The organism is Rahnella perminowiae (assembly GCF_019049755.1).
GTDB classification, from domain to species: Bacteria; Pseudomonadota; Gammaproteobacteria; order Enterobacterales; family Enterobacteriaceae; genus Rahnella; species Rahnella perminowiae.
The window spans coordinates 1-22,416 of record NZ_JAFMOS010000577.1; the positions used below are offsets into that span (position 1 = coordinate 1).

Consider the following 22,416-nt stretch of genomic DNA (forward strand, 5'->3'; position numbering starts at 1 on the left):
GGTTTTTGAGTCTCACTGCTCAGCAGTTACTCGGCTGGCATTTCAGGTTTGGTTGCCGGGGCTGTTGCAGTAGTGACTGCCGCATGACCACCTGCAGAACCTTTACCTTCAAAGTTGAACTCAGGGCGAACCCAGTCACTGTGACGAGGAGGCTCTTGTATATAGGCGGGTGCCGGAGCTTTCGTCATAGGCGCTGTCGCGTGGTGCTTGAAGCGAGGTGCAACAATCGCAGCTTCCGTGACTGCAGGCACGACTGCAACTGGCGCAGCTTCTGCAGCAGGTTTAACGTCAGCCACCGGTTCTGATTTCTCTTCAGCTTTCACTTCAGGTTCGGCGACTGGCACCGGGGCCTGAACTTCAGGTTCAGCGAGAACAGGTGTTGGTTCCACGACCACTGGCTCGTGTGCTTCAGGTGCAACGTCAACAACAGGCGTTTCCACGACGGGTTCAGCTGTTGCCGGTTCAACGAGAACTGGCTCTTCGGCAACAGGCTGCGCAACGTCGGTTAGTGTAGTTTCGGCTGGCGTTTCTTGTGCAACAGCTTCAACAACATCGGCAGGTTCAGCGGTTGACGGTTGTGCAACTTCAGCGATCTCAGACAGTACCGGCGTATTCGCCTGTGCAATCTCAACCTGTTCAGTCAGCACTTCAGGGGTTTCTGTTTCAGCAACCTGTAGTTCAGAAGACGGAGCAACCGGATAAGTGACCCAGACTTTACCCGAAGCCATTTCCGGAGAAACAAACGCACCGGCAAGTGGCATAGGTGACTGAGTCGGATAACGTTCATCACGATAACGACGACGACGTTGACCACTTACACGCAGGTGGCGTGGCGAGCGGCGTGAACGACGTGGCATACCATTTTCACGGCCATTGTCATTCTGATTATCTTCGTTATCGGTAATGTTTGTTGTTTCAGCATCAGAAGGTTCCTGCTCAGCAATCACAGGCGCCGCCGGGCGAGTGCCGGTGATCAATAGCTGTGCTGCAGCTTCTTCTTCGTGATCAACGTCTGTTTCAGACTCGAAGCGGATTTTATGCGATAACTGACGACGCTGACGGCGCTGAGTTGGCTGACGATCTTCCTGCTCAGTTTCATCAGCAACCACCGGCGCAGCAACCTGTTCAACGGCTGCGACTTCCTGAACTTTTTCTTCAGTCTGTGGTTTGCGCTTGTCTTCAGAACGGCGACGTGAGCGTTCACGACGAGGCTGTTGTTGCTGTTCTTCACGCGCGGCCGTTTCAACCTCTTCGCTACGGGTTTCGGTAACAACCGGTTCCTGATTACGGCGGCCACGGCGCTGATCATCACGCTGTTCACGATTATTTTCGCGGCTATCACGGCTTTCGCCACGATTATCACGATTGTTGTCGCGGCCTTCGCCACGTTCACCACGTTCACCACGATTACCGCGGTCATTGCGATCGCCACGTTCTCCGTTGCGCTCACGACGTCCGCCCTGGCGGCGTGGATTACGGCGTTCGTTGTTACGGCGATTTTCCGTTTCAGCCGCTTCCTGAGCCTCTTTTGGTGCTTCAACAGGTTTAACTTCCTGCTGTGGCTCAGGCGCGAACAAGCTTTTCAGACCGCTCAGAAGACGGCTGACAAAACCTGATTTTTCAGCAACAGGTGTTGCAGGAGCGTTAACTGTTGTGGTTCTGACTTTAACCGGCTCTTCGGTTTCGGTCGTCGGCTCAAAGCTGGACGGAGGCGCTTCGCTTTGCAGCGCAAACGCAGCCAGAGCGGGTTGCTCAGGACGACGACGCTCAGCGGGCAATTCTTCAGAAGGTTGCAGCATTTCTGCTTCATGAATCTGTGGCAGCAGATAGCTCAGTGCAGAGATTTCTTCGCCTTTACGAACACGCAGGACATGGTAGTGCGGAGTTTGCATTTGATCGTTAGGCACGATCACCGCGCGCACACCGCCCTGACGTTTTTCGATGGCATTCACCGATTCACGTTTTTCGTTCAGCAAGTAAGAAGCGATAGGCACCGGAACGATGGCATGGACTTCTTTGGTGTTTTCTTTCAGTGCTTCTTCTTCGATCAGACGCAGAATCGACAGTGACAGGGATTCGTTGTCACGGACGGTACCGGTACCTGCACAACGCGGGCAGATATGGTGCGTTGATTCACCCAATGAAGGGCTAAGGCGCTGACGGGACATTTCCAGTAAACCGAAACGGGAAATGCGGCCGATTTGAATACGGGCGCGGTCCTGACGAACGGCATCACGCAGACGATTTTCGACTTCGCGCTGGTGGCGAACGGGCGTCATGTCGATGAAGTCGATAACAATCAGACCACCGAGATCGCGCAGACGTAACTGACGGGCAATTTCATCTGCTGCTTCAAGGTTAGTGTTGAATGCGGTTTCTTCGATATCGCCGCCGCGGGTGGCACGTGCGGAGTTGATGTCGATAGCGGTCAGCGCTTCGGTGCTGTCGATAACAATAGAGCCACCGGAAGGCAGACGGACTTCACGCTGGAAAGCGGATTCAATTTGCGATTCAATTTGGTAGTGACTGAACAGCGGAATCTCACCCACATACGGTTTAATTTTGCTGCTGAAATCAGGACGGCCCAACGCGGCAATATGTTCTTTTGCCAGATCGAGAATTTTCGGGTTATCGATGAGGATCTCACCGATGTCCGGGCGCAGGTAATCACGAAACGCCCGAACGATAACATTGCTTTCCTGATGGATCAGAAACGGAGCAGGGCGGCCTTCAGCGGCTTTCTTGATCGCATCCCAATGTTTGAGGCGGAAAGTCAGGTCCCATTGCAGAGCTTCTGCGGATTTGCCGACACCGGCAGTACGCACAATCAGACCCATGCCATCAGGCAGTTGCAGGGAGGATAAGGCTTCTTTCAGTTCAGTACGGTCATCGCCTTCAATACGGCGGGAAATACCCCCGGCACGTGGATTGTTTGGCATCAGAACCAGATAACTACCGGCCAGACTGATAAACGTCGTCAGTGCTGCGCCTTTATTTCCACGCTCTTCTTTATCTACCTGAACAATCACTTCCTGACCTTCGCGCAGCACATCTTTGATGTTCGGGCGGCCATGAGAAGCATAATTACCAGGGAAATATTCGCGGGAAATTTCTTTCAGAGGGAGGAAACCATGTCGTTCCGCGCCGTAATCTACGAATGCTGCTTCCAGACTAGGTTCTATGCGGGTAATTTTGCCTTTGTAAATATTCGCTTTTTTCTGCTCATGGCCCGGACTTTCAATATCCAAATCATACAGCCGCTGTCCATCTACAAGGGCAACGCGCAACTCTTCTTGCTGAGTTGCGTTAATCAACATTCTTTTCATCTTAACTTACTCATTATTATTCCATTATTGACAGAGCTGCGGGCAAAATGACCTCATGACCGGATAAACCGTTGGCCCCGAGTCTTCTCGCAAATCGTCAACCTCACGGCTGTCGCTTGCATAGGGGCGCATTATTTCGGTAAGTCTGCTTTTGCTGTATTAAAGACACCAGCGTTGTGAAAGCAGCACTTTTATTAGGGGAATAGCTTCTGAATTTACGTTAACAGATCTCATTCCGTTCGCCGGCCAAGCTGCAACCCGCAGCCCGCTAATTGCTTGATTTCACATTACGTCTTACGCCATTGCTGCGTTTTTGTGCGATCAGGCAAATCTATAATTCCTGCGTTTTCCCTAACTTAAGAGAAACAACGCCGAAAGTAACTTCATTATTCCATTGCAGGCACTGTGATAGCAAGGTGACTTTTCCCAAGCAGGTAAGATATTTACCTCAATGAGAGATGCGCCGCATTGTCAGAACCTGAGCTTTGTTAAAAAACAGAGGGAGTAAGAAGGTTTTCCGGCGCAGTTACTGGTAAAGTGAAAGTTAAGCACATAAAAATCAGTGGCGCGAACCGTGCCGGATATTTAGAATCGCGAGCCATGAAAACTGAGAATCCAACTGTACAATTAATCCCCATTTCTGACGACGAAGCCGGTCAGCGTATCGATAACTTCTTACTTAAAATCCTTAAGGGCGTGCCGAAGAGCATGATCTATCGCATAGTGCGTAAGGGTGAAGTGCGGGTCAATAAGAAAAGAATTAAGCCGGAATATAAATTAATTGCCGGTGATGAAGTGCGTGTCCCCCCCGTTCGTGTTGCTGAACGTGATGAGGCGCCTGTTTCCGCAAAACTGGATAAAGTCGCCGCGCTGGCGGATTGCATTTTATATGAAGACGAGCATTTGCTGATCCTCAATAAACCCTCCGGCACGGCCGTACACGGTGGCAGTGGCTTGAGTTTTGGCGTGATTGAAGGTTTGCGCGCGCTCCGCCCTGAGGCCCGTTTTTTGGAGCTGGTACATCGTCTCGATCGTGATACTTCCGGTGTTCTGCTGGTTGCTAAGAAACGCTCTGCGCTGCGTGCCTTACATGAGCAATTACGTGTAAAAAGCATGCAAAAGGATTATCTGGCGCTGGTCCGGGGGGAATGGCCCTCACACTGCAAAGTCGTACAAGCACCTTTACTGAAAAATATTCTGCAAAGCGGTGAACGTGTTGTCCGGGTGAATGCCGAAGGCAAACCTTCAGAAACACGCTTTAAAATTGAAGAGCGTTATGAGTTTGCCACGTTGGTGAAAGCCAGCCCGGTGACCGGCCGAACCCATCAGATCCGCGTACACGCATTGCATGCCGGCCATCCGATTGCTTTTGATGACCGTTATGGCGAGCGTGATTTCGATGCCAGGCTGTCCGGAACCGGCCTTAATCGTTTATTCCTGCACGCAGCGGCGCTGCGGTTTGAACATCCGAATACCGGCGAGACGATGCGCATTGAAGCACCGATGGATGCCAAACTGCGTCACTGCCTGAAAGTCCTACGGGCTAAAACAACGGCACGTTAAGTTGTGAACAGTAAACAAAGGCGCACGGGGTGCGCCTTTTTGATTGGTTTAGAGCAACGGGTTGATACCTTCCCGCCGCAACAAAGCAAGCAGCGCAATAAGGGGCAATCCAACCAGTGTGTTCGGATCGCGTCCTGTCAGACGGTCGAAAAGCGTAATTCCCAGACCTTCACATTTAAAACTTCCGGCACAGTCATAAGGTTGTTCACGATGTAAATAACCGGCAATTTCTTCATCAGTTAATGACCGGAAGGTTACGTCAAATGTTTCACATAAAGTTTGTGCTGTTTGTGTTTTGCCGTCATACAGGCTCAGGCCGGTATAAAACGTCACCGTCTTCCCGCCGGCAGCGCGCAGCTGCTGGAATGCGTTATCAAACGTATGCGGCTTGCCGGTTATTTTTCCGTCAATCACGCAAACCTGATCAGAACCAATAATCAGGTGTTCAGGATACACTGGCGCAAGCACGCTGGCTTTGCTGTAAGCCAGACGCTGCACCAGTTCTGCCGGTTCTTCGTCGCGACCCGGTGTCTCATCAATATCCGGAGCAGCGCAGGAAAATACCAGGCCGGTTTTATCGAGAAGGGCCTTGCGGTATACCGATGTTGAAGCCAGAAGTAATTTTTTGGGATGTGCTGACATAATTTTTTTTCACAAAGCGTAGCGTTATTGAATCGCACATTTTAAACTGTTGGCCGCTGTGGAAGCGAATATTGGTGAAAGGTGCGGTTTTAAGGCCTTTTTCTTTGACTCTCTGTCGTTACAAAGTTAATATGCGCGCCCTATGCAAAAAGTAAAATTACCCCTGACCCTTGATGCGGTTCGCACAGCCCAGAAGCGTTTAGACTATACAGGTGTCTATACCGCTGATCAGGTTACGCGTGTTGCCCAATCAGTGGTCAGTGTGGATTCTGATATACAAACCTCTTTGTCGTTCAATATCGACAATCAGCGCCTGGCTGTGATTACCGGCCACTCCGATGTTGCTGTGACTCTGGAATGCCAGAGATGCGGTAAGACGTTTGAACATCAGGTTCACACAACATATTGTTTTAGTCCTGTCCAAAATGATGAACAGGCTGAGGCATTACCGGAAGCGTACGAGCCGATCGAAGTCGATGATTTTGGCGAAGTTGATCTGCTGGCAATGATTGAAGACGAAATTATTCTTTCACTGCCTGTCGTTCCGGTACATGAATCTGAACACTGTGAAGTGTCCGAAGCGGACATGGTATTCGGTAAACTGCCTGAAGAGGCGGAGAAACCCAATCCATTTGCCGTATTAGCGAGTTTAAAGAAAAGTACTTAAGGAGTAAGGTCCATGGCCGTACAACAGAATAAACCAACCCGTTCTAAACGTGGCATGCGTCGTTCACATGATGCTCTGACCACTTCCACTCTGTCTGTGGACAAGACTTCTGGTGAAACTCACCTGCGTCACCACATCACTGCCGACGGTTTCTACCGCGGTCGCAAGGTAATCGGCTGATATTTGCCTGCAACTTATTCACGTGATAAGTGCTGGCAAGGCGATACCTTGACTCGTCTAACCATCGCGTTAGATGTAATGGGCGGAGATTTTGGTCCTTCCGTCACAGTGCCTGCTTCATTGCAGGCACTGATCTCTAATTCTCAATTAGACCTCCTTCTGGTCGGCGATCCCGACGCAATCACACCTTTCTTAGCCAAAGCCGATCCTTCTTTAACAGAACGAATTCGGATAATTCCTGCTGAATCAGTGATAGCCAACGATTTACGTGCGTCGCAAGCTATACGGGCCAGCAAAGGAAGCTCAATGCGTGTGGCGCTGGAACTGATCAAAAGTGGTGACGCACAGGCGTGTGTCAGTGCCGGGAATACCGGTGCACTGATGGGATTAGCCAAGCTGGTTGTCAAACCGCTGGATGGTATCGAGCGACCCGCTTTGATGAGCGTGTTACCTAACCAGCAACGCAGTAAAACCGTGGTGCTGGACCTGGGCGCCAACGTTGAGTGTGACAGCACGATGCTGGTCCAGTTTGCCGTGATGGGAGCTGTCATGGCCGAGCAGGTTGTGGGGATCACAAATCCTCGTGTTGCCTTGCTCAATATTGGCGAAGAGGAAAGCAAAGGGCTGGATAATATCCGCGAAGCCGCCGCGATTTTAAAAAATACCGCATTAATCAACTATATCGGCTATCTTGAAGGCAACGACCTTCTGACCGGTAAAACGGATGTGATGGTGTGTGACGGCTTTGTAGGTAACGTTACGCTCAAGACCATGGAAGGCGTAATAAGGATGTTTTTGTCACTGTTAAAATCCTCGGGAGAGGGTGGCAAGAAGGCCTGGTGGCTGAAATGGTTAGGTCGGATCCTGCAGAAAAAATTGCTAAAGCGTTTTAGCCATCTCAACCCCGACCAGTATAATGGCGCATGTTTGTTAGGATTACGGGGCATCGTTATTAAAAGCCACGGTGGAGCAAACCAGCGTGCGTTTGCTGTTGCTATCGAACAGGCTGTGCAGGCGGTGCAGCGGCAAGTCCCTCAGCGGATTGCCGCGCGCCTTGAAGCTGTATTACCCAAGAGTGACTGATCGTACATGTATACAAAGATTCTCGGTACGGGGAGCTATTTGCCCGTGCAAGTTCGGACTAATGCCGACTTAGAAAAAATGGTGGATACCTCCGATGAGTGGATTGTCACGCGTACGGGTATTCGTGAACGTCGTATCGCTGCACCGGATGAGACTGTGGCCACAATGGGCCTGCACGCTGCTGAAAAAGCACTTGAAATGGCCGGCGTCAGCACAAGTGACGTAGGTTTGATCATTGTTGCAACAACCTCATCTTCACATGCATTCCCAAGTTCAGCCTGCCAGGTGCAGAATATGCTGGGCATCAAAGATTGCGCAGCGTTTGATCTGGCTGCCGCATGCGCAGGTTTTACCTACGCACTGAGCGTGGCCGATCAATACATTAAAAACGGTGCCGTGAAATACGCACTGGTAATCGGTTCTGATGTGTTATCCCGTAAACTCGATCCGGAAGATCGCGGTACGGTGATCCTCTTTGGGGATGGCGCTGGCGCAGTATTGCTGGGGGCGTCCGAAGAGCAGGGCATTATTTCCACTCACATGCATGCAGATGGTCATTACGGCAATTTACTGACATTGGCTTACCCTAGCCAGTCAGAGCCGGAAAAACCGGCTTATGTCACTATGGCGGGTAATGAAGTCTTCAAAGTTGCAGTGACTGAACTGGCGCATATTGTCGATGAAACCCTGACGGCCAATAATCTCGACCGTTCCGAACTTGACTGGCTGGTGCCGCATCAGGCGAACCTGCGCATCATCAGTGCAACAGCGAAAAAGCTGGGCATGGAGATGGATAAAGTCGTTGTCACGCTCGATCGCCATGGGAACACGTCTGCGGCTTCTGTGCCTGCAGCATTTGACGAAGCGGTTCGTGACGGCAGAATTCAGCGGGGGCAATTAGTGTTGCTCGAAGCATTTGGCGGTGGCTTTACCTGGGGCTCGGCGCTGGTACGTTTTTGATTTAACAGGATGATAAAAATGACAAAAATAGCAATAGTTTTCCCTGGTCAGGGTTCTCAGACACTCGGTATGCTGGCTGATTTAGCCGCTGCGCATCCGGTTGTTGAGGAGACATTTGCCGAGGCTTCTTCGGCGCTGGGGTACGATTTATGGCAGTTGGTGCAGCAGGGGCCAGCTGAAGAACTCAATAAAACCTGGCAGACGCAACCGGCATTATTGGCGGCCTCCGTCGCTATCTGGCGCGTATGGCAACAACAGAACGGCACTCAGCCTGTTCTGATGGCAGGCCACAGCCTGGGCGAGTATTCCGCTTTGGTTTGTGCCGGCGTGCTGGATTTTAAACAGGCGATTTCCCTGGTTGAACTGCGCGGTAAGCTGATGCAGGAAGCCGTCCCTGCGGGGACAGGCGCGATGTATGCGATCATCGGTCTGGATAATGATGCCATTGCCAAAGCTTGTGAAGAATCGGCACAAGGTCAGGTTGTTTCTCCGGTGAACTTTAACTCGCCTGGTCAGGTGGTGATTGCGGGTAACAAAGAAGCTGTAGAACGCGCCGGCGCGGCATGTAAAGAAGCGGGCGCAAAACGTGCTCTGCCTCTGCCTGTCAGTGTGCCTTCACACTGTGCGCTGATGAAGCCAGCCGCTGAAAAACTGGCGGTTGCACTCGAAAATGTGACTTTCAGCGCACCACAGTATTCTGTCGTGAATAATGTAGATGTGAAAATCGAAACCTCTCCTGAAGCCATCCGCAGTGCGCTGGTCCGTCAGTTATACAGCCCGGTTCGCTGGACTGAGTCTGTCGAATTCATGGCAGCACAAGGCGCAGAAAAACTATTAGAAGTGGGGCCGGGTAAAGTACTGACCGGGCTGACCAAACGTATTGTTGACACCCTGACGGCTGCCGCTGTGAATGACATGGCAAGTCTGGCAGCGGCGCTTGAGCAGTAATAAGAGGATGAATATGAGCTTCGAAGGCAAAATTGCACTGGTGACCGGTGCGAGCCGTGGTATTGGCCGCGCAATCGCAGAAAAGCTGGTTGCTGGTGGCGCAAAAGTGATCGGTACTGCGACCAGCGAGAAAGGTGCGGAAGCGATTGGTGAATATTTAGGCGAAAATGGCAAGGGTATTATGCTCAATGTGGTTGATTCTGCATCTATTGAGCAAGTATTGGCGACGATTCGAGCTGAATTTGGCGAAATTGATATTTTAGTTAATAATGCCGGCATCACCCGTGATAACCTTCTCATGCGTATGAAGGATGATGAGTGGCAGGATATCCTGGATACGAACCTGACTTCAGTGTTTCGGCTGTCAAAAGCTGTCATGCGAGCTATGATGAAGAAACGGTGTGGACGGATTATTACAATTGGTTCCGTTGTTGGCACCATGGGTAACGCAGGGCAGGCGAACTACGCGGCGGCTAAAGCTGGCTTGATTGGTTTTAGTAAGTCTTTGGCACGTGAGGTCGCTTCACGTGGCATTACTGTCAACGTCGTCGCTCCCGGCTTTATTGAGACGGATATGACAAGGGCGTTGACAGATGATCAACGCGCAGGCATTTTGTCATCAGTTCCAGCCAACCGGTTGGGCGATGCCAAAGAAATTGCCAGCGCCGTTGCTTTTTTAGCCTCTGACGAGGCCAGCTACATCACTGGTGAAACATTACATGTCAATGGCGGCATGTATATGATTTAAAAATTACGAAATTATTTGCGTTTTTTGCGGTAAAAACCGCAAAATAGAGCAAATTCGTGGTTTGACCAGCCTGGATTTAGTTGCATCTTTTTCAACATTTTATACACTACGAAAACCATCGCGAAAGCGAGTTTTGATAGGAAATTTAAGAGTATGAGCACTATCGAAGAACGCGTTAAGAAAATCATCGTTGAACAGCTGGGTGTTAAACAGGAAGAAGTAGTGAATGCTGCATCTTTCGTAGACGACCTTGGCGCTGATTCTCTCGACACCGTTGAGCTGGTTATGGCTCTGGAAGAAGAGTTTGATACCGAGATCCCTGACGAAGAAGCTGAAAAAATCACTACTGTTCAGGCAGCAATTGATTTTATCAACGCTAGCCAACAGTAAGCGTACATGCTTTAAGTTTAGATAGTTAGGCGGTCATTTGACCGCCTAAGTTTTTTATATCCCACGGTATTACTACTTTTTTCCCTCCCTGGAGGACACACGTGTCTAAGCGTCGAGTTGTAGTGACTGGACTGGGCATGCTGTCTCCTGTCGGCAATACTGTAGAGTCCACTTGGAACGCTCTCCTTGCCGGTCAGAGTGGCATCAGCCTGATCGACCATTTTGATACTAGTGCCTACGCAACGCGTTTTGCTGGCTTAGTAAAAGATTTTAACTGTGAAGACTTCATCCCGCGAAAAGATGCCCGCAAGATGGATGCCTTTATTCAGTATGGTATTACTGCCGGTATTCAGGCGATGCAAGACTCCGGGCTTGAAGTGACTGCTGAGAACGCGACACGCATTGGTGCGGCGATCGGTTCCGGTATCGGCGGACTTGGTCTGATTGAAGAAAACCATTCCTCATTGGTTAACGGCGGACCGCGCAAAATTAGTCCTTTCTTCGTGCCATCAACTATCGTCAACATGATTGCAGGTCATTTGAGTATCATGTTCGGGTTGCGTGGACCGAGTATTTCTATCGCAACAGCCTGTACTTCTGGTGTGCATAATATTGGTCATGCAGCACGTATCATCGCCTATAACGATGCCGACGTGATGCTGGCAGGCGGTGCGGAAAAAGCCAGTACACCGTTAGGTGTTGGGGGATTCGGTGCAGCACGTGCGCTTTCTACGCGCAATGACAACCCTCAGGCGGCAAGCCGTCCGTGGGATAAAGATCGTGATGGTTTCGTACTGGGTGACGGCGCAGGTATTATGGTGCTGGAAGAGTACGAACATGCCCGCAAACGCGGCGCAAAAATGTATGCGGAAATTGTCGGTTTTGGCATGAGCAGTGATGCTTATCATATGACATCACCGCCTGAAGATGGCGCGGGTGCGGCACTGGCGATGGAAAACGCACTGCGTGATGCGGGTGTTTCTGCAGCGCAGATTGGTTATATCAATGCACATGGTACGTCGACGGCGGCGGGTGATAAAGCTGAAGCACAGGCAGTTAAAGCCGTCTTTGGTGCCGATGCGCAAAAAGTTATGGTCAGCTCCACCAAGTCGATGACTGGTCATCTGTTAGGTGCGGCCGGTGCAGTGGAGTCCATTTTCACTTTACTGGCATTACGCGACCAGATGGTTCCACCGACCATCAATCTGGATAATCCGGATGACGGTTGTGATCTGGATTTTGTTCCTCACGAAGCGCGCCAGGTGAAAGATATGCAGTATTCGCTGTGTAACTCATTTGGTTTCGGCGGTACCAATGGTTCGCTGGTGTTCCGTAAGATCTGAACCGGCACACGCTGTGTTTGTGAAGGCCCGTTAATCGGGCCTTTTTGCTGTCTGAATAAAAGCGACGCCTGAATACAACAATGCGTAAACGGGATGCCTGTTCCTGCTGGCAGCGCGTTTCAATACGATAAAGTAAGAATGCTCTCCTTGATGCGACAGACCGGCTCACGCAGGCTCTGCAGGCAAGCATGACCATGAGATCCGGAGGAAGTAATCATGTGGATTAACGGTGTGGCGGCCGCGACGTTGCCGGCCAGTGACCGTTCAGTGCAGTTTGGTGATGGTTGCTTTACCACAGCCCGGGTGTCAGACGGTGTAATTGAATTTCTGTCCAGGCACATTGACCGTCTGCAGCGTGCAGCGTCGGTACTGCGTATCGAGGGTGTGGACTGGGCGGCGCTGGAACAGGAAATGGTTCTGGCTGCCGGACAGCAGCAAGAGGCAGTGGTTAAAGCCGTTGTGACGCGCGGGCAGGGCGGCCGTGGTTACAGCGTCGCCGGTTGTTCTGCGCCGACGCGCATTGTCTCTGTTTCTGCTTACCCGGTGCATTATCACGCATGGCGGAAACAGGGCGTGAAACTGGCCCTAAGCCCGGTAACACTGAGCAAGGCTCCCTTGCTGGCCGGCATAAAACATCTTAACCGGCTGGAACAGGTGATGATCCGCATGCATCTTGACCAGACAGGGGCTAATGAAGCGCTGGTGGTTGACACTTCGGGCTGCCTGGTGGAATGCTGTGCCGCTAATTTATTCTGGCGTAAGGGAAATCAGGTTTTTACACCGGATTTATCGCAGTCAGGCGTTGACGGTATTATGCGTCAGCATCTCATCCGCGTACTTGAAGCGACATCCCCCCGGGGGGTGCATATAGTCAGTGAGCCGCCGGGCACGCTATCAGATGCCGATGAGATCCTGATTTGTAACGCCCTGATGCCGGTACTGCCGGTGAATCAGATCGATAATCAATATTACGCTTCACGGCGTTTGTACGATTTCCTGCTCCAGAACTGTTAAAAAAGTGATTAAACAATGACAAACAAAAAGACCAAAATCTTCGCCCTGATTGTCCTGATTCTGTTAGGGCTGGCGACGTTTGCCTATCAGAAAGTAAAACAGTTTGCGGATCGCCCGATCAATGTCAGCAGTGAAATGATCTTTACCCTGCCAGCGGGTACGGGCCGCGTGGTGCTGGAAACACTGCTGATCGATAAAAAACTGATGAAACCCAATCCGTGGTTTCCGTGGTTATTGCGTTTAGAGCCGGCGCTGAGTGAGTTTAAAGCCGGTACCTACCGTTTTGAAAAAGGCATGACAGTGCGTCAGATGCTTGAATTGCTGAAAAGCGGTAAAGAGGCACAATTCAGCGTGCGTTTTGTCGAGGGTTTTAAGCTCAGCGACTGGATGAAGGTTCTGGATAAATCAGAGTATCTGAAACATGAACTCAGCGGTAAAAGTGGCGAAGACATTGCCGCCGCGCTGGGCGAAACGGAGACTAAAAACGTTGAAGGCTGGCTGTATCCCGATACCTACCATTACACGGCGGGTATGACAGATTTATCGTTACTCAAACGTGCGCATGTACGGATGGAAAAAACGGTGGCGGATATCTGGAAAGGTCGCATGGATTCTCTGCCGTATAAAACGCCTGCTGATATGGTCACCATGGCGTCGATTATCGAAAAAGAAACCGCAGTGAAAGATGAACGCCCTGAGGTCGCGTCAGTATTTATCAACCGTTTACGTATAGGGATGCGACTGCAAACCGATCCGACGGTGATTTACGGAATGGGTGATAAATACACCGGCAACATTACGAAGAAAGATCTGGAAACGCCGACCCCGTACAATACCTATGTGATCACTGGCCTGCCGCCGTCGCCCATTGCGATGCCGAGCGAAGCCTCACTGCAGGCGGCCGCGCATCCGGCCAAAACACCGTATCTTTATTTTGTCGCTGACGGCAAAGGCGGGCATACTTTTAGCACGAATCTTGAGAACCATAACAAGGCGGTTCGTGTGTACATAGAGGCGCTTAAGAATAAGAATGAAAAGTAACTTCATCGTGATTGAAGGCCTTGAAGGGGCAGGGAAAACGACGGCTCACGATGTGGTCGTCGATGCTCTGCGTCAGCACGGCGTGGAGGAAATCGTGTTCACCCGTGAACCGGGGGGAACGCCGCTTGCTGAAAAATTACGCGATTTATTCAAACGTGGCGTTGATGGCGAAAAACCTACCGTGAAAGCAGAAGTACTGATGCTTTATGCGGCCCGTGTTCAGCTGGTTGAAACGGTTATTTTACCCGCTCTGGCACGTGGGGCCTGGGTTGTCGGTGACCGTCATGATCTCTCTTCACAGGCTTATCAGGGGGGCGGTCGTGGGATTGACGCTAATCTGATGAGTTCGTTGCGCGATACTGTCCTGGGCGATTTCCGACCTGATCTGACGCTGTATCTTGATCTGCCTCCTGCTGTCGGCCTGCAACGCGCCCGTGCCCGGGGAGAACTGGATCGCATTGAGCAGGAAGCTTTGCCTTTCTTTGAGCGTACACGCAGGCGTTATCTCGAACTGGCCGCTGAAGACAATCGCATCAAAACTATTGATGCCTCACAATCCATTGAACAGGTCACTGCCGCTATCAGGCTGACGTTGAAAAATTGGTTCGATGAGCAGGCTTTACAAGGCAACGCCTCATGAACTGGTATCCGTGGCTCAGTGACCCGTACAGAAAACTGGTTGCACAATACCAGACGGGGCGGGGGCATCACGCTTTGCTGATGCACGTGGCTACGGGGTTAGGCGATGAGGCGCTGGTGTATGGCCTGAGTCGCTGGCTGCTTTGCCAGCATAAAGACGGCGAAAAAAGCTGCGGGACCTGCCATAGCTGCCAGCTGATGATTGCCGGAAACCATCCTGACTGGCATATTCTTCAGCCTGAAAAGGGCAAAAGCTCACTGGGCATCGACCCTGTGCGTCAGCTTATTGAAACGTTGTACAACTATTCACAGCAGGGCGGTGCAAAAGTTGTGTGGATCCCGCAGACGGAAATGCTGACTGAAGCGGCGGCCAATGCCTTGTTGAAAACGCTCGAAGAGCCGCCGGCAGGTACCTATTTCCTGCTTGGTTGCCGTGAGCCTTCGGCCTTACTGGCGACGATCCGCAGTCGTTGCTTCTACTGGCATCTGCCGGTGCCCGAAGAAACACTGGCGGTGCGTTGGATCAATCGCCAGCTCAGTGCAGATCCGGTCGCGATTAAAACTGCTTTGCGTCTGACCAACGGCGGACCATTATCGGCGATTCAGTTGTTGCAGCCGGAGCGCTGGAAACAACGCGTAGCGCTTTGCCAGCAGCTTTATGTGCAGTGCCAGCAGCAGGATATGCTTTCTCTGTTGCCCCAGCTTAATCATGACGATGCCGCCGAACGCCTGTATTGGTTGGCGACGTTATTGCTCGATGCTATCAAATGGCAGCAACATGCCGGGCAGTACATCATCAATCATGATCAACAACCGCTGATTACCTTGCTGGCGGATGCACAGACTAACGCCTCTCTGCAACAGTCGGTTACAGCATGGATGCACTGCCGTCAGCAATTACTTTCCATCGTGGGGATAAACCGCGAACTGTTGCTGACAGAACAATTGCTGGAATGGGAACAAATGCTTCAGGGGACAGTTTCCCCGTCTATTTTCAGTTCCGCACTATCGCGCTGATATTTTTTTATCTTTAACAGACCGACGAGTTAATAATTATGTTTTTAGTCGATTCCCACTGTCATCTCGACAGCCTGGATTACAACGAATTGCATTCCGGCGTGGACAGCGTGCTGGAAAAAGCCCGCGAACGTGATGTGAAGTTTATGCTGGCTGTCGCAACAACATTGCCAGGCTATCAGTCGATGACGCAGCTGATTGGTGATCGCCCGGAGGTGGCATTTTCCTGCGGTGTTCACCCGTTAAATATTGATGATGGTTATGATTTCAATACATTGCGTGAGCTGGCGGCCAGTCCAAAAGTGGTGGCGATGGGTGAAACCGGTCTGGATTATTTTTATCAGAAAGAGGCTCTTCAACTGAAGTTACAGCAGGACTCTTTCCGGGAGCATATCCGCATTGGCCGTGAACTGAACAAGCCGGTGATTGTGCATACACGCGATGCCCGACAGGATACGCTGGATATTCTAAAAGAAGAGAAAGCCGGGGAATGTGGCGGCGTGCTGCACTGTTTCACCGAAGATTTACCGACCGCTGAGTTTCTGCTGGATCTGGGTTTTTATATCTCTTTCTCCGGCATTGTGACTTTCCGTAATGCAGAAGCGTTACGGGAGGTGGCACGCTATGTCCCGCTGGATCGTTTGCTGGTGGAAACCGATTCGCCGTATCTGGCACCGGTGCCGCATCGCGGAAAGGAAAACCAGCCAGCTTATGTGCGTGACGTTGCCGAATATATGGCCGTCCTCAAGGGCGTCAGCGTGGAACGGCTTGCCGAAGCGACTACAGCAAACTTTTCACACTTATTTCACATCGATTCCTCCACTTTGATCTCGCGTTAGGCCAGGTCATATTCCCTGTATTTATTTTTCACCTCGTAATTAATCCTGTTAATGAGGTATCTTGGCACCGTTTTTGGCGGTGCCGCAGGCTTTTATTCAGATTTTATGTTGTTAAATGATGGCTTTTAAGACGCTCTTAATGCATTTTTCAGAAAAACGTGACTGCCATCAAACATTAACAAAGGGAATTATTTTACCCTGCGTAAAAATTAAAAGGGGTGCTCAGACACCCGGCAGCAAAAGGTTCACAACACTTTTGCAAAGCGGTGAGTTATCAGGCTAAACCGCAAGAAGTATCAAAAAGCATCATTACTCAGGAGCACAATCAATTATGTTTAAGAACGCGTTTGCAAACCTTCAAAAGGTCGGTAAATCGCTAATGCTGCCAGTATCCGTACTGCCAATCGCAGGTATCCTGCTTGGTGTCGGTTCTGCAAACTTTAGCTGGCTTCCAATGATCGTTTCTCATGTTATGGCCGAAGCCGGTGGTTCAGTCTTCGCTAACATGCCTCTGATCTTTGCTATTGGTGTTGCCTTAGGCTTCACTAACAATGACGGTGTTTCTGCACTGGCATCCGTTGTGGCATACGGCATCATGGTGAAAACCATGGCGGTTGTTGCACCACTGGTTCTGCATCTGCCCGCTGAAGAAATTGCGGCCAAGCATCTGGCTGATACCGGTGTACTGGGCGGTATCATCTCGGGTGCGATTGCGGCATACATGTTCAATCGTTTCTACCGTATCAAATTGCCGGAATACCTGGGCTTCTTTGCCGGTAAACGTTTTGTTCCGATCATCTCTGGTCTGGCTGCAATTATCCTGGGTGTGGTGCTGTCCTTTATCTGGCCGCCAATCGGTACAGGTATCCAGACCTTCTCACAATGGGCTGCTTACCAGAACCCGGTGGTGGCATTCGGTATCTACGGCGTTGTTGAACGTGCGCTGGTACCGTTTGGTCTGCACCATATCTGGAACGTTCCATTCCAGATGCAAATCGGTGAGTACGTGAACTCTGCAGGTCAGGTGTTCCACGGCGATATCCCACGTTACATGGCGGGTGACCCGACTGCGGGTAAACTGTCCGGTGGCTTCCTGTTCAAAATGTACGGTCTGCCTGCTGCTGCGGTAGCAATCTGGCATTCAGCGAAACCTGAAAACCGTGCAAAAGTCGGCGGCATTATGATTTCCGCTGCCCTGACTGCGTTCCTGACCGGTATCACCGAGCCAATCGAATTCTCCTTTATGTTCGTTGCGCCGATCCTGTACGTGATCCACGCGATTCTGGCCGGTCTGGCATTCCCAATCTGTATTCTGTTGGGCATGCGTGACGGTACCAGCTTCTCGCACGGTCTGATCGACTTTATCGTTCTGAGCGGTAACAGCAGCAAAATCTGGCTGTTCCCAATCGTTGGTGCAGTCTATGCGGTGGTTTACTACAGCATCTTCCGTTTCCTGATTGCGAAACTGGATCTGAAAACACCTGGCCGCGAAGATACCACCAGCGAAACCACAGCGCAGGGCGGTTCTGAAATGTCTGCGTCTCTGGTTCAGGCTTTCGGCGGCAAAGAAAACATCACAAACCTTGATGCCTGTATCACCCGTCTGCGTGTCAGTGTCGCGGATGTCTCCAAAGTGGATCAGGCTGGCCTGAAAAAACTGGGTGCGGCAGGTGTGGTCGTTGCAGGTTCTGGTGTTCAGGCGATTTTCGGTACCAAGTCTGACAACCTGAAAACCGACATGGACGAGTACATGCGTAGCCATTAATGGTGAGCAATGACTGGTTCTGAGAAGGGAGGCTGCGGCCTCCTTTTTTTATGTCTGCGATTCAGCGGAGCGCTGGCTGACGCTTTCTGCGTCAATTAAGCATCAAAACGCGTAATCAGGTTGAAAGGAATGGAAATTCTAACCCATACTGCGTACAACGCTTTTTACTTTGTTAAGGACAGTTAAGATGGCCGAAGAGACAATTTTTAGCAAAATCATTCGCCGTGAAATCCCTGCTGATGTGGTTTATCAGGATGAACTTGTCACTGCGTTTCGCGACATTTCTCCTCAGGCACCTAGCCACATTCTGATTATCCCGAATATTCTGATCCCGACAATGAATGACGTTGATGAAACGCATGAAGCGGCACTGGGCAGAATGATGACGGTGGCGGCAAAAATTGCTGAACAGGAAGGTATCGCCGAAAGCGGTTATCGCCTGATCGTCAACTGCAACCGTGACGGCGGTCAGGAGGTTTATCATATCCATATGCATCTGGTCGGTGGCCGTGCACTGGGTCCATTGCTGTCGCGTCAGTAAGGGTAAACATGCGTTTTCTGATGGCGTTATTGCCGGTAATTTTATTGATTGGCTGTAGCAGCACGCCCACTATTGCGCTGAATAATCAGCAAAGAGTGGTCATGGAGTCCCCCGTTCTGACGGCGGGCATCATCCCAAGTTCGCCATCCGTGTCTGATTCCGGCGGGCAGAAAAAAGCCACCACCACGTTGAATAACAACCAGCCACACTCTGTCACCCTGCATTACCGTTTCTATTGGTATGATAAACAGGGGCTGGATTTATTCCCGGTCGCCGAGGCCAGAACCATTACTGTTCCTGCGAACAGCAGCGTGGACGTCAGTTCCCTGAACGGTAATCTTGATGCGTACAGTGTGCGTATTTACCTTTATCTTTAATTTTCTGTACGGAGAAGGTTGATGAAAAAGTATTTCCTCATTGTGGCAATGGCCGCATTGATCCTTGGCGGTTGTACGTTGCCAAACCAGCAACAAACCCAGCCACAGCAGCCTGAACAACCGCAACAGCCTCAGCAACCGTTGCCACCGGTGAACCCGCCTGTTCCTGAACAACCACAGATCCAGCCGGTCCCGCAGCCGCCTAAATTTGCCAATATCGACTGGACCGCAACCGTCGAGCCAATGCTCGCGAAGATGCTGAAATCCGGTGGTGTGCAGCCGGGCAGCGTGCTGCTGGTGGACGGGGTGAAAAACAGCACCAACGGTTCCCTGCAAATGGCAAAAGCTACCGATGCATTGCGTAATGCACTGGCCAACAACACCACCTTCCAGGTAGTGCCTGCCGGGCAACTGGCTTCGGCCAAACAGTCACTGGGATTATCGCCGGACGACAGCCTGGCTTCTGTCAGCAAGGCCATCGGCCTGGCAAACATCGTGAAAGCGCAATATGTCCTTTACAGCACGGTGAGCGGCGATGTCAAAGCGCCAACCATGTCGATGCGTCTGCTTACCGCACCGAGCGGTGAAATCGTCTGGTCAGGCCGCGGTGCCGTTCATAATTAACGCCGGGCTTGTGCAATCCGAACTACAGCAACTGATTGAACAACATTATCCGGCGGTGAAAACCGCCGGTTTTCGTTTATTACCGGTTGCCGGCCTGACCGGCGAAAGCTGGAAAATAAGTTCCCCTGCCGGCGACTTTCTGGCACGGCATCAGTCTGCTCAGCGGCAAGTTTCGGGCGCTGACCGCCAGCGTGAATCTGCGATTTTGCGGCATATCGCGCGGCATAAATTAGGTCCGCGTGTCAGACTTTATTCTCCGCCATGGCTGATAGTCGACTGGGTTGACGGAACACCGCTGGAGGAACAGGCATTCACTGACGCTTCAGTGCGCAACGCCTTATGCGAACGTCTCGTGACGTTACATCAGTTGCCGCCGTCGGGTTACCGGCTGGATTTACAGCAGCAATTTGCCCGTTACTGGCAACATATCGACAGGCGCAGGCTGACGCCACGCTGGTTGCGTTTACACCACCAGATGTTGTCGCAGGTTCCGCCGTCACCGCTGAAACTGGCGCTGGTACATATGGATATTCACGCGGGAAATGTGCTGAATACGCCGCAGGGGCTGCGCCTGATTGACTGGGAGTACGCGGCGAATGCGGATATTGCACTGGAGCTGGCGGCGCTTATTCGCGGCAACGACTGGAACGAGCAGCAAAAAAGGGCGTTCCTGTACGAGTACGTAAAGGCTGGCGGGTATCAGAACCTGTCCCTGTTGCAGCAGCAGGTTAACCGCTGGATCCCCTGGGTCAACTACCTGATGCTGATGTGGTTTGAAGTGCGCTGGCAGCAGACCGGCGAGAATCAATACAGTGAATGGGCGCACCCGTTGCGCCCGTGATGATCATATGAAAAAGAAAAGGAGCGTCCATTTTGTTGGGACCTGTCATGCTGGATGTCGCTGGCTACGCGCTGGATGCTGAAGAACGTGAAATTTTGCAGCACCCGCTGGTGGGTGGGCTGATTTTATTCACCCGGAATTATCATGATGTCGATCAGTTGCATGAACTGATCCGCCAGATCCGTGCCGCGTCGCACGACAGATTGGTGCTGGCCGTCGATCAGGAAGGCGGGCGCGTACAGCGTTTCCGTGAAGGTTTTACCCGTTTGCCTGCCGCGCAATCTTTTGCAGCGCTCAACGAAGCGCACGAAGCGGGACGCCTGGCGCAGGAAAGCGGCTGGCTGATGGCATCAGAAATGATTGTGATGGATATCGACATCAGCTTTGCGCCTGTACTGGATATCGGGCATATCAGCGCAGCTATCGGTGAGCGGTCGTTCCACGCAGAACCCCGTAAAGCGCTGGAAATGGCTGAGCAGTATATTCTCGGCATGCATTCCGCCGGCATGAAAACCACCGGTAAGCATTTCCCGGGCCACGGTGCCGTCAGCGCAGATTCCCATAAAGAAACACCGCGTGACGATCGTCCGCTGGAGGTTATCCGTCAGCACGACATGGCTATCTTCCGCCAGCTTAACGAACGTAAATTGCTGGATGCGGTGATGCCTGCACATGTGATTTATACCCAGGCCGATCCGCGCCCGGCCAGTGGTTCACCATACTGGTTACAGGAAATTCTGCGCAAAGAGCTGAATTTCAACGGCGTGATCTTCTCCGATGATATATCAATGGAAGGCGCGGCCATTATGGGGAGTTATCCCGAACGGGCACAGGCCTCGCTGGATGCGGGCTGTGACATGATCCTTGCCTGTAATAACCGGCAAGGCGCGGTGAGCGTGCTGGATAACCTGTCCCCGGTCAACGCTGAGCGTGTTACGCAGTTGTATCATCGCGGACTGTACAGTGGAAAACAGGCCCGTCAGGATCTGCAAAATTCAAGTCGCTGGAAAGAGGCAAACCGTGATCTGACCACACTCGATGCCCGCTGGCAGGAACACAAACAGGCAGCCCTGTAACGTTTTTTCGACCGCGTGAAGGGGTCAACGCACATTCAGGATGAGGTAAACGATGATTATCTATTTGCATGGCTTCGATTCAACCAGTCCCGGTAACCATGAAAAAGTTTTGCAGTTACAGTTCATTGATGCGGACGTGCGCTTCATCAGCTACAGCACGCTCCACCCGCGTCATGACATGCAACATTTGCTCAAAGAAGTGGATAAAGTCCTGCATGAAACGACGGACACAAACGCGCTGATTTGCGGCGTCGGGCTTGGAGCCTTCTGGGCTGAGCGCATCGGATTCCTGTGTGGGATCCGTCAGGTGATGTTCAACCCGAATTTGTCACCGCAGGATAATATGGCCGGAAAAATCGACCGCCCTGAAGAGTATGAAGACATCGCCACCAAGTGCATCAGTGATTTCCGCGAGAAAAACCGTGACCGCTGCCTGGTGATTTTATCCCGTGAAGACGGTGTACTCGACAGCAGCAAAACGGCTGAGAAATTGCATCACTATTATCCGGTTGAATGGGACGAGCATCAGAGCCATAAATTCAAAGATATATCGACGCATCTGCAACGGATTAAAGCATTCAAAAATATCGCCTGATTTAACCTGTCGTTTCTGAAACCACTGCATTCGCGCAGTGGTTTTTCATTTATACCCTTCGCCGGCCATGAACCGTTTTCTGCCGGTTCTGTCTCTAACTTGCTGATTTAAAAATGGCAAAACGCGTGCCATTTTCCTAAATTAAATTATCCAATTGAATTTAAATTGACCTATATCAATTTTGGTATGACCAAATC

General features: G+C 51.3%; 23 protein-coding genes. 21 read left to right on the top strand and 2 right to left on the bottom strand.

Going from position 1 to position 22,416, the window contains the following annotated elements:
* Positions 1 to 26: 26 nt before the first annotated feature.
* Positions 27 to 3,326: a ribonuclease E gene (gene rne / locus J1785_RS15885; protein ID WP_217219834.1), complete on the bottom strand. Its 3,300-nt coding sequence runs from the start codon at positions 3,324 to 3,326 to the stop codon at positions 27 to 29.
* Between the two features lie 600 nt (positions 3,327 to 3,926).
* Between rne and rluC the strand changes: the two genes are divergently transcribed.
* Positions 3,927 to 4,889 carry a 23S rRNA pseudouridine(955/2504/2580) synthase RluC gene (rluC, locus tag J1785_RS15890; RefSeq protein WP_129951837.1) on the top strand — a complete coding sequence of 321 codons (963 nt, stop codon included), beginning with the start codon at positions 3,927 to 3,929 and terminating at the stop codon, positions 4,887 to 4,889.
* A gap of 48 nt (positions 4,890 to 4,937) precedes the next feature.
* Here the strand turns inward: rluC and J1785_RS15895 are convergent, their stop codons facing one another.
* On the bottom strand, positions 4,938 to 5,531 hold the full coding sequence (locus tag J1785_RS15895; protein WP_217219835.1) for a Maf family protein: 594 nt from the start codon (positions 5,529 to 5,531) through the stop codon (positions 4,938 to 4,940).
* A gap of 142 nt (positions 5,532 to 5,673) precedes the next feature.
* Here J1785_RS15895 and yceD point away from each other — a divergent pair, with 142 nt between their 5' ends.
* The 20 genes from yceD (at position 5,674) to ycfP (ending at position 22,219) form a co-directional block, all read left to right on the top strand.
* The gene (gene yceD, locus J1785_RS15900; RefSeq protein WP_013576250.1) at positions 5,674 to 6,198 is read left to right on the top strand and encodes a 23S rRNA accumulation protein YceD; all 525 of its coding nucleotides are present in this window, start codon (positions 5,674 to 5,676) and stop codon (positions 6,196 to 6,198) included.
* 12 nt (positions 6,199 to 6,210) lie between these two features.
* Entirely contained in the window at positions 6,211 to 6,378 is a 168-nt protein-coding gene (rpmF, locus tag J1785_RS15905) for a 50S ribosomal protein L32 (RefSeq protein WP_013576249.1), read from the top strand.
* Between the two features lie 48 nt (positions 6,379 to 6,426).
* Positions 6,427 to 7,461: a phosphate acyltransferase PlsX gene (plsX, locus tag J1785_RS15910; protein WP_129951835.1), complete on the top strand. Its 1,035-nt coding sequence runs from the start codon at positions 6,427 to 6,429 to the stop codon at positions 7,459 to 7,461.
* A gap of 6 nt (positions 7,462 to 7,467) precedes the next feature.
* Entirely contained in the window at positions 7,468 to 8,421 is a 954-nt protein-coding gene (locus J1785_RS15915; RefSeq protein ID WP_129951834.1) for a beta-ketoacyl-ACP synthase III, read from the top strand.
* 18 nt (positions 8,422 to 8,439) lie between these two features.
* A complete protein-coding gene (fabD, locus tag J1785_RS15920; RefSeq protein ID WP_217139239.1) occupies positions 8,440 to 9,369 on the top strand; it encodes an ACP S-malonyltransferase in 930 nt (309 codons plus the stop codon).
* Between the two features lie 13 nt (positions 9,370 to 9,382).
* Entirely contained in the window at positions 9,383 to 10,117 is a 735-nt protein-coding gene (gene fabG / locus J1785_RS15925) for a 3-oxoacyl-ACP reductase FabG (RefSeq protein WP_013576245.1), read from the top strand.
* 153 nt (positions 10,118 to 10,270) lie between these two features.
* Positions 10,271 to 10,507 (top strand): acyl carrier protein, encoded by a 237-nt coding sequence (acpP, locus tag J1785_RS15930; RefSeq protein WP_015690190.1) that lies wholly within the window; start codon positions 10,271 to 10,273, stop codon positions 10,505 to 10,507.
* Between the two features lie 101 nt (positions 10,508 to 10,608).
* Positions 10,609 to 11,850 (top strand): beta-ketoacyl-ACP synthase II, encoded by a 1,242-nt coding sequence (gene fabF, locus J1785_RS15935; RefSeq protein ID WP_129951832.1) that lies wholly within the window; start codon positions 10,609 to 10,611, stop codon positions 11,848 to 11,850.
* A 213-nt stretch (positions 11,851 to 12,063) separates the two neighbouring features.
* Complete coding sequence (gene pabC / locus J1785_RS15940) at positions 12,064 to 12,864, top strand: aminodeoxychorismate lyase (RefSeq protein ID WP_418952327.1); 801 nt, start codon at positions 12,064 to 12,066, stop codon at positions 12,862 to 12,864.
* A 15-nt stretch (positions 12,865 to 12,879) separates the two neighbouring features.
* Positions 12,880 to 13,905: an endolytic transglycosylase MltG gene (mltG, locus tag J1785_RS15945; RefSeq protein ID WP_217139237.1), complete on the top strand. Its 1,026-nt coding sequence runs from the start codon at positions 12,880 to 12,882 to the stop codon at positions 13,903 to 13,905.
* A complete protein-coding gene (tmk, locus tag J1785_RS15950) occupies positions 13,895 to 14,545 on the top strand; it encodes a dTMP kinase (protein ID WP_129951829.1) in 651 nt (216 codons plus the stop codon). Before mltG ends, tmk begins: the two co-directional genes overlap by 11 nt.
* Entirely contained in the window at positions 14,542 to 15,561 is a 1,020-nt protein-coding gene (gene holB, locus J1785_RS15955) for a DNA polymerase III subunit delta' (protein WP_129951828.1), read from the top strand. Before tmk ends, holB begins: the two co-directional genes overlap by 4 nt.
* Positions 15,562 to 15,599: 38 nt before the next feature.
* Positions 15,600 to 16,400: a metal-dependent hydrolase gene (locus tag J1785_RS15960; protein WP_129990513.1), complete on the top strand. Its 801-nt coding sequence runs from the start codon at positions 15,600 to 15,602 to the stop codon at positions 16,398 to 16,400.
* Between the two features lie 331 nt (positions 16,401 to 16,731).
* Entirely contained in the window at positions 16,732 to 18,165 is a 1,434-nt protein-coding gene (gene ptsG / locus J1785_RS15965; protein WP_129951826.1) for a PTS glucose transporter subunit IIBC, read from the top strand.
* Positions 18,166 to 18,352: 187 nt separating this feature from the next.
* Complete coding sequence (gene hinT, locus J1785_RS15970) at positions 18,353 to 18,706, top strand: purine nucleoside phosphoramidase (RefSeq protein WP_129951825.1); 354 nt, start codon at positions 18,353 to 18,355, stop codon at positions 18,704 to 18,706.
* An 8-nt stretch (positions 18,707 to 18,714) separates the two neighbouring features.
* Positions 18,715 to 19,083, top strand: a complete 369-nt coding sequence (locus J1785_RS15975) for a YcfL family putative periplasmic lipoprotein (protein ID WP_129951824.1) — start codon at positions 18,715 to 18,717, stop codon at positions 19,081 to 19,083.
* Between the two features lie 21 nt (positions 19,084 to 19,104).
* Positions 19,105 to 19,707: a penicillin-binding protein activator LpoB gene (gene lpoB, locus J1785_RS15980; protein ID WP_217219844.1), complete on the top strand. Its 603-nt coding sequence runs from the start codon at positions 19,105 to 19,107 to the stop codon at positions 19,705 to 19,707.
* A 10-nt stretch (positions 19,708 to 19,717) separates the two neighbouring features.
* Positions 19,718 to 20,548: a phosphotransferase gene (locus J1785_RS15985; protein WP_240782811.1), complete on the top strand. Its 831-nt coding sequence runs from the start codon at positions 19,718 to 19,720 to the stop codon at positions 20,546 to 20,548.
* A 47-nt stretch (positions 20,549 to 20,595) separates the two neighbouring features.
* The gene (gene nagZ / locus J1785_RS15990) at positions 20,596 to 21,624 is read left to right on the top strand and encodes a beta-N-acetylhexosaminidase (protein WP_129952139.1); all 1,029 of its coding nucleotides are present in this window, start codon (positions 20,596 to 20,598) and stop codon (positions 21,622 to 21,624) included.
* A gap of 52 nt (positions 21,625 to 21,676) precedes the next feature.
* Positions 21,677 to 22,219, top strand: a complete 543-nt coding sequence (gene ycfP / locus J1785_RS15995) for an alpha/beta hydrolase YcfP (protein ID WP_217219854.1) — start codon at positions 21,677 to 21,679, stop codon at positions 22,217 to 22,219.
* Positions 22,220 to 22,416: the final 197 nt, after the last annotated feature.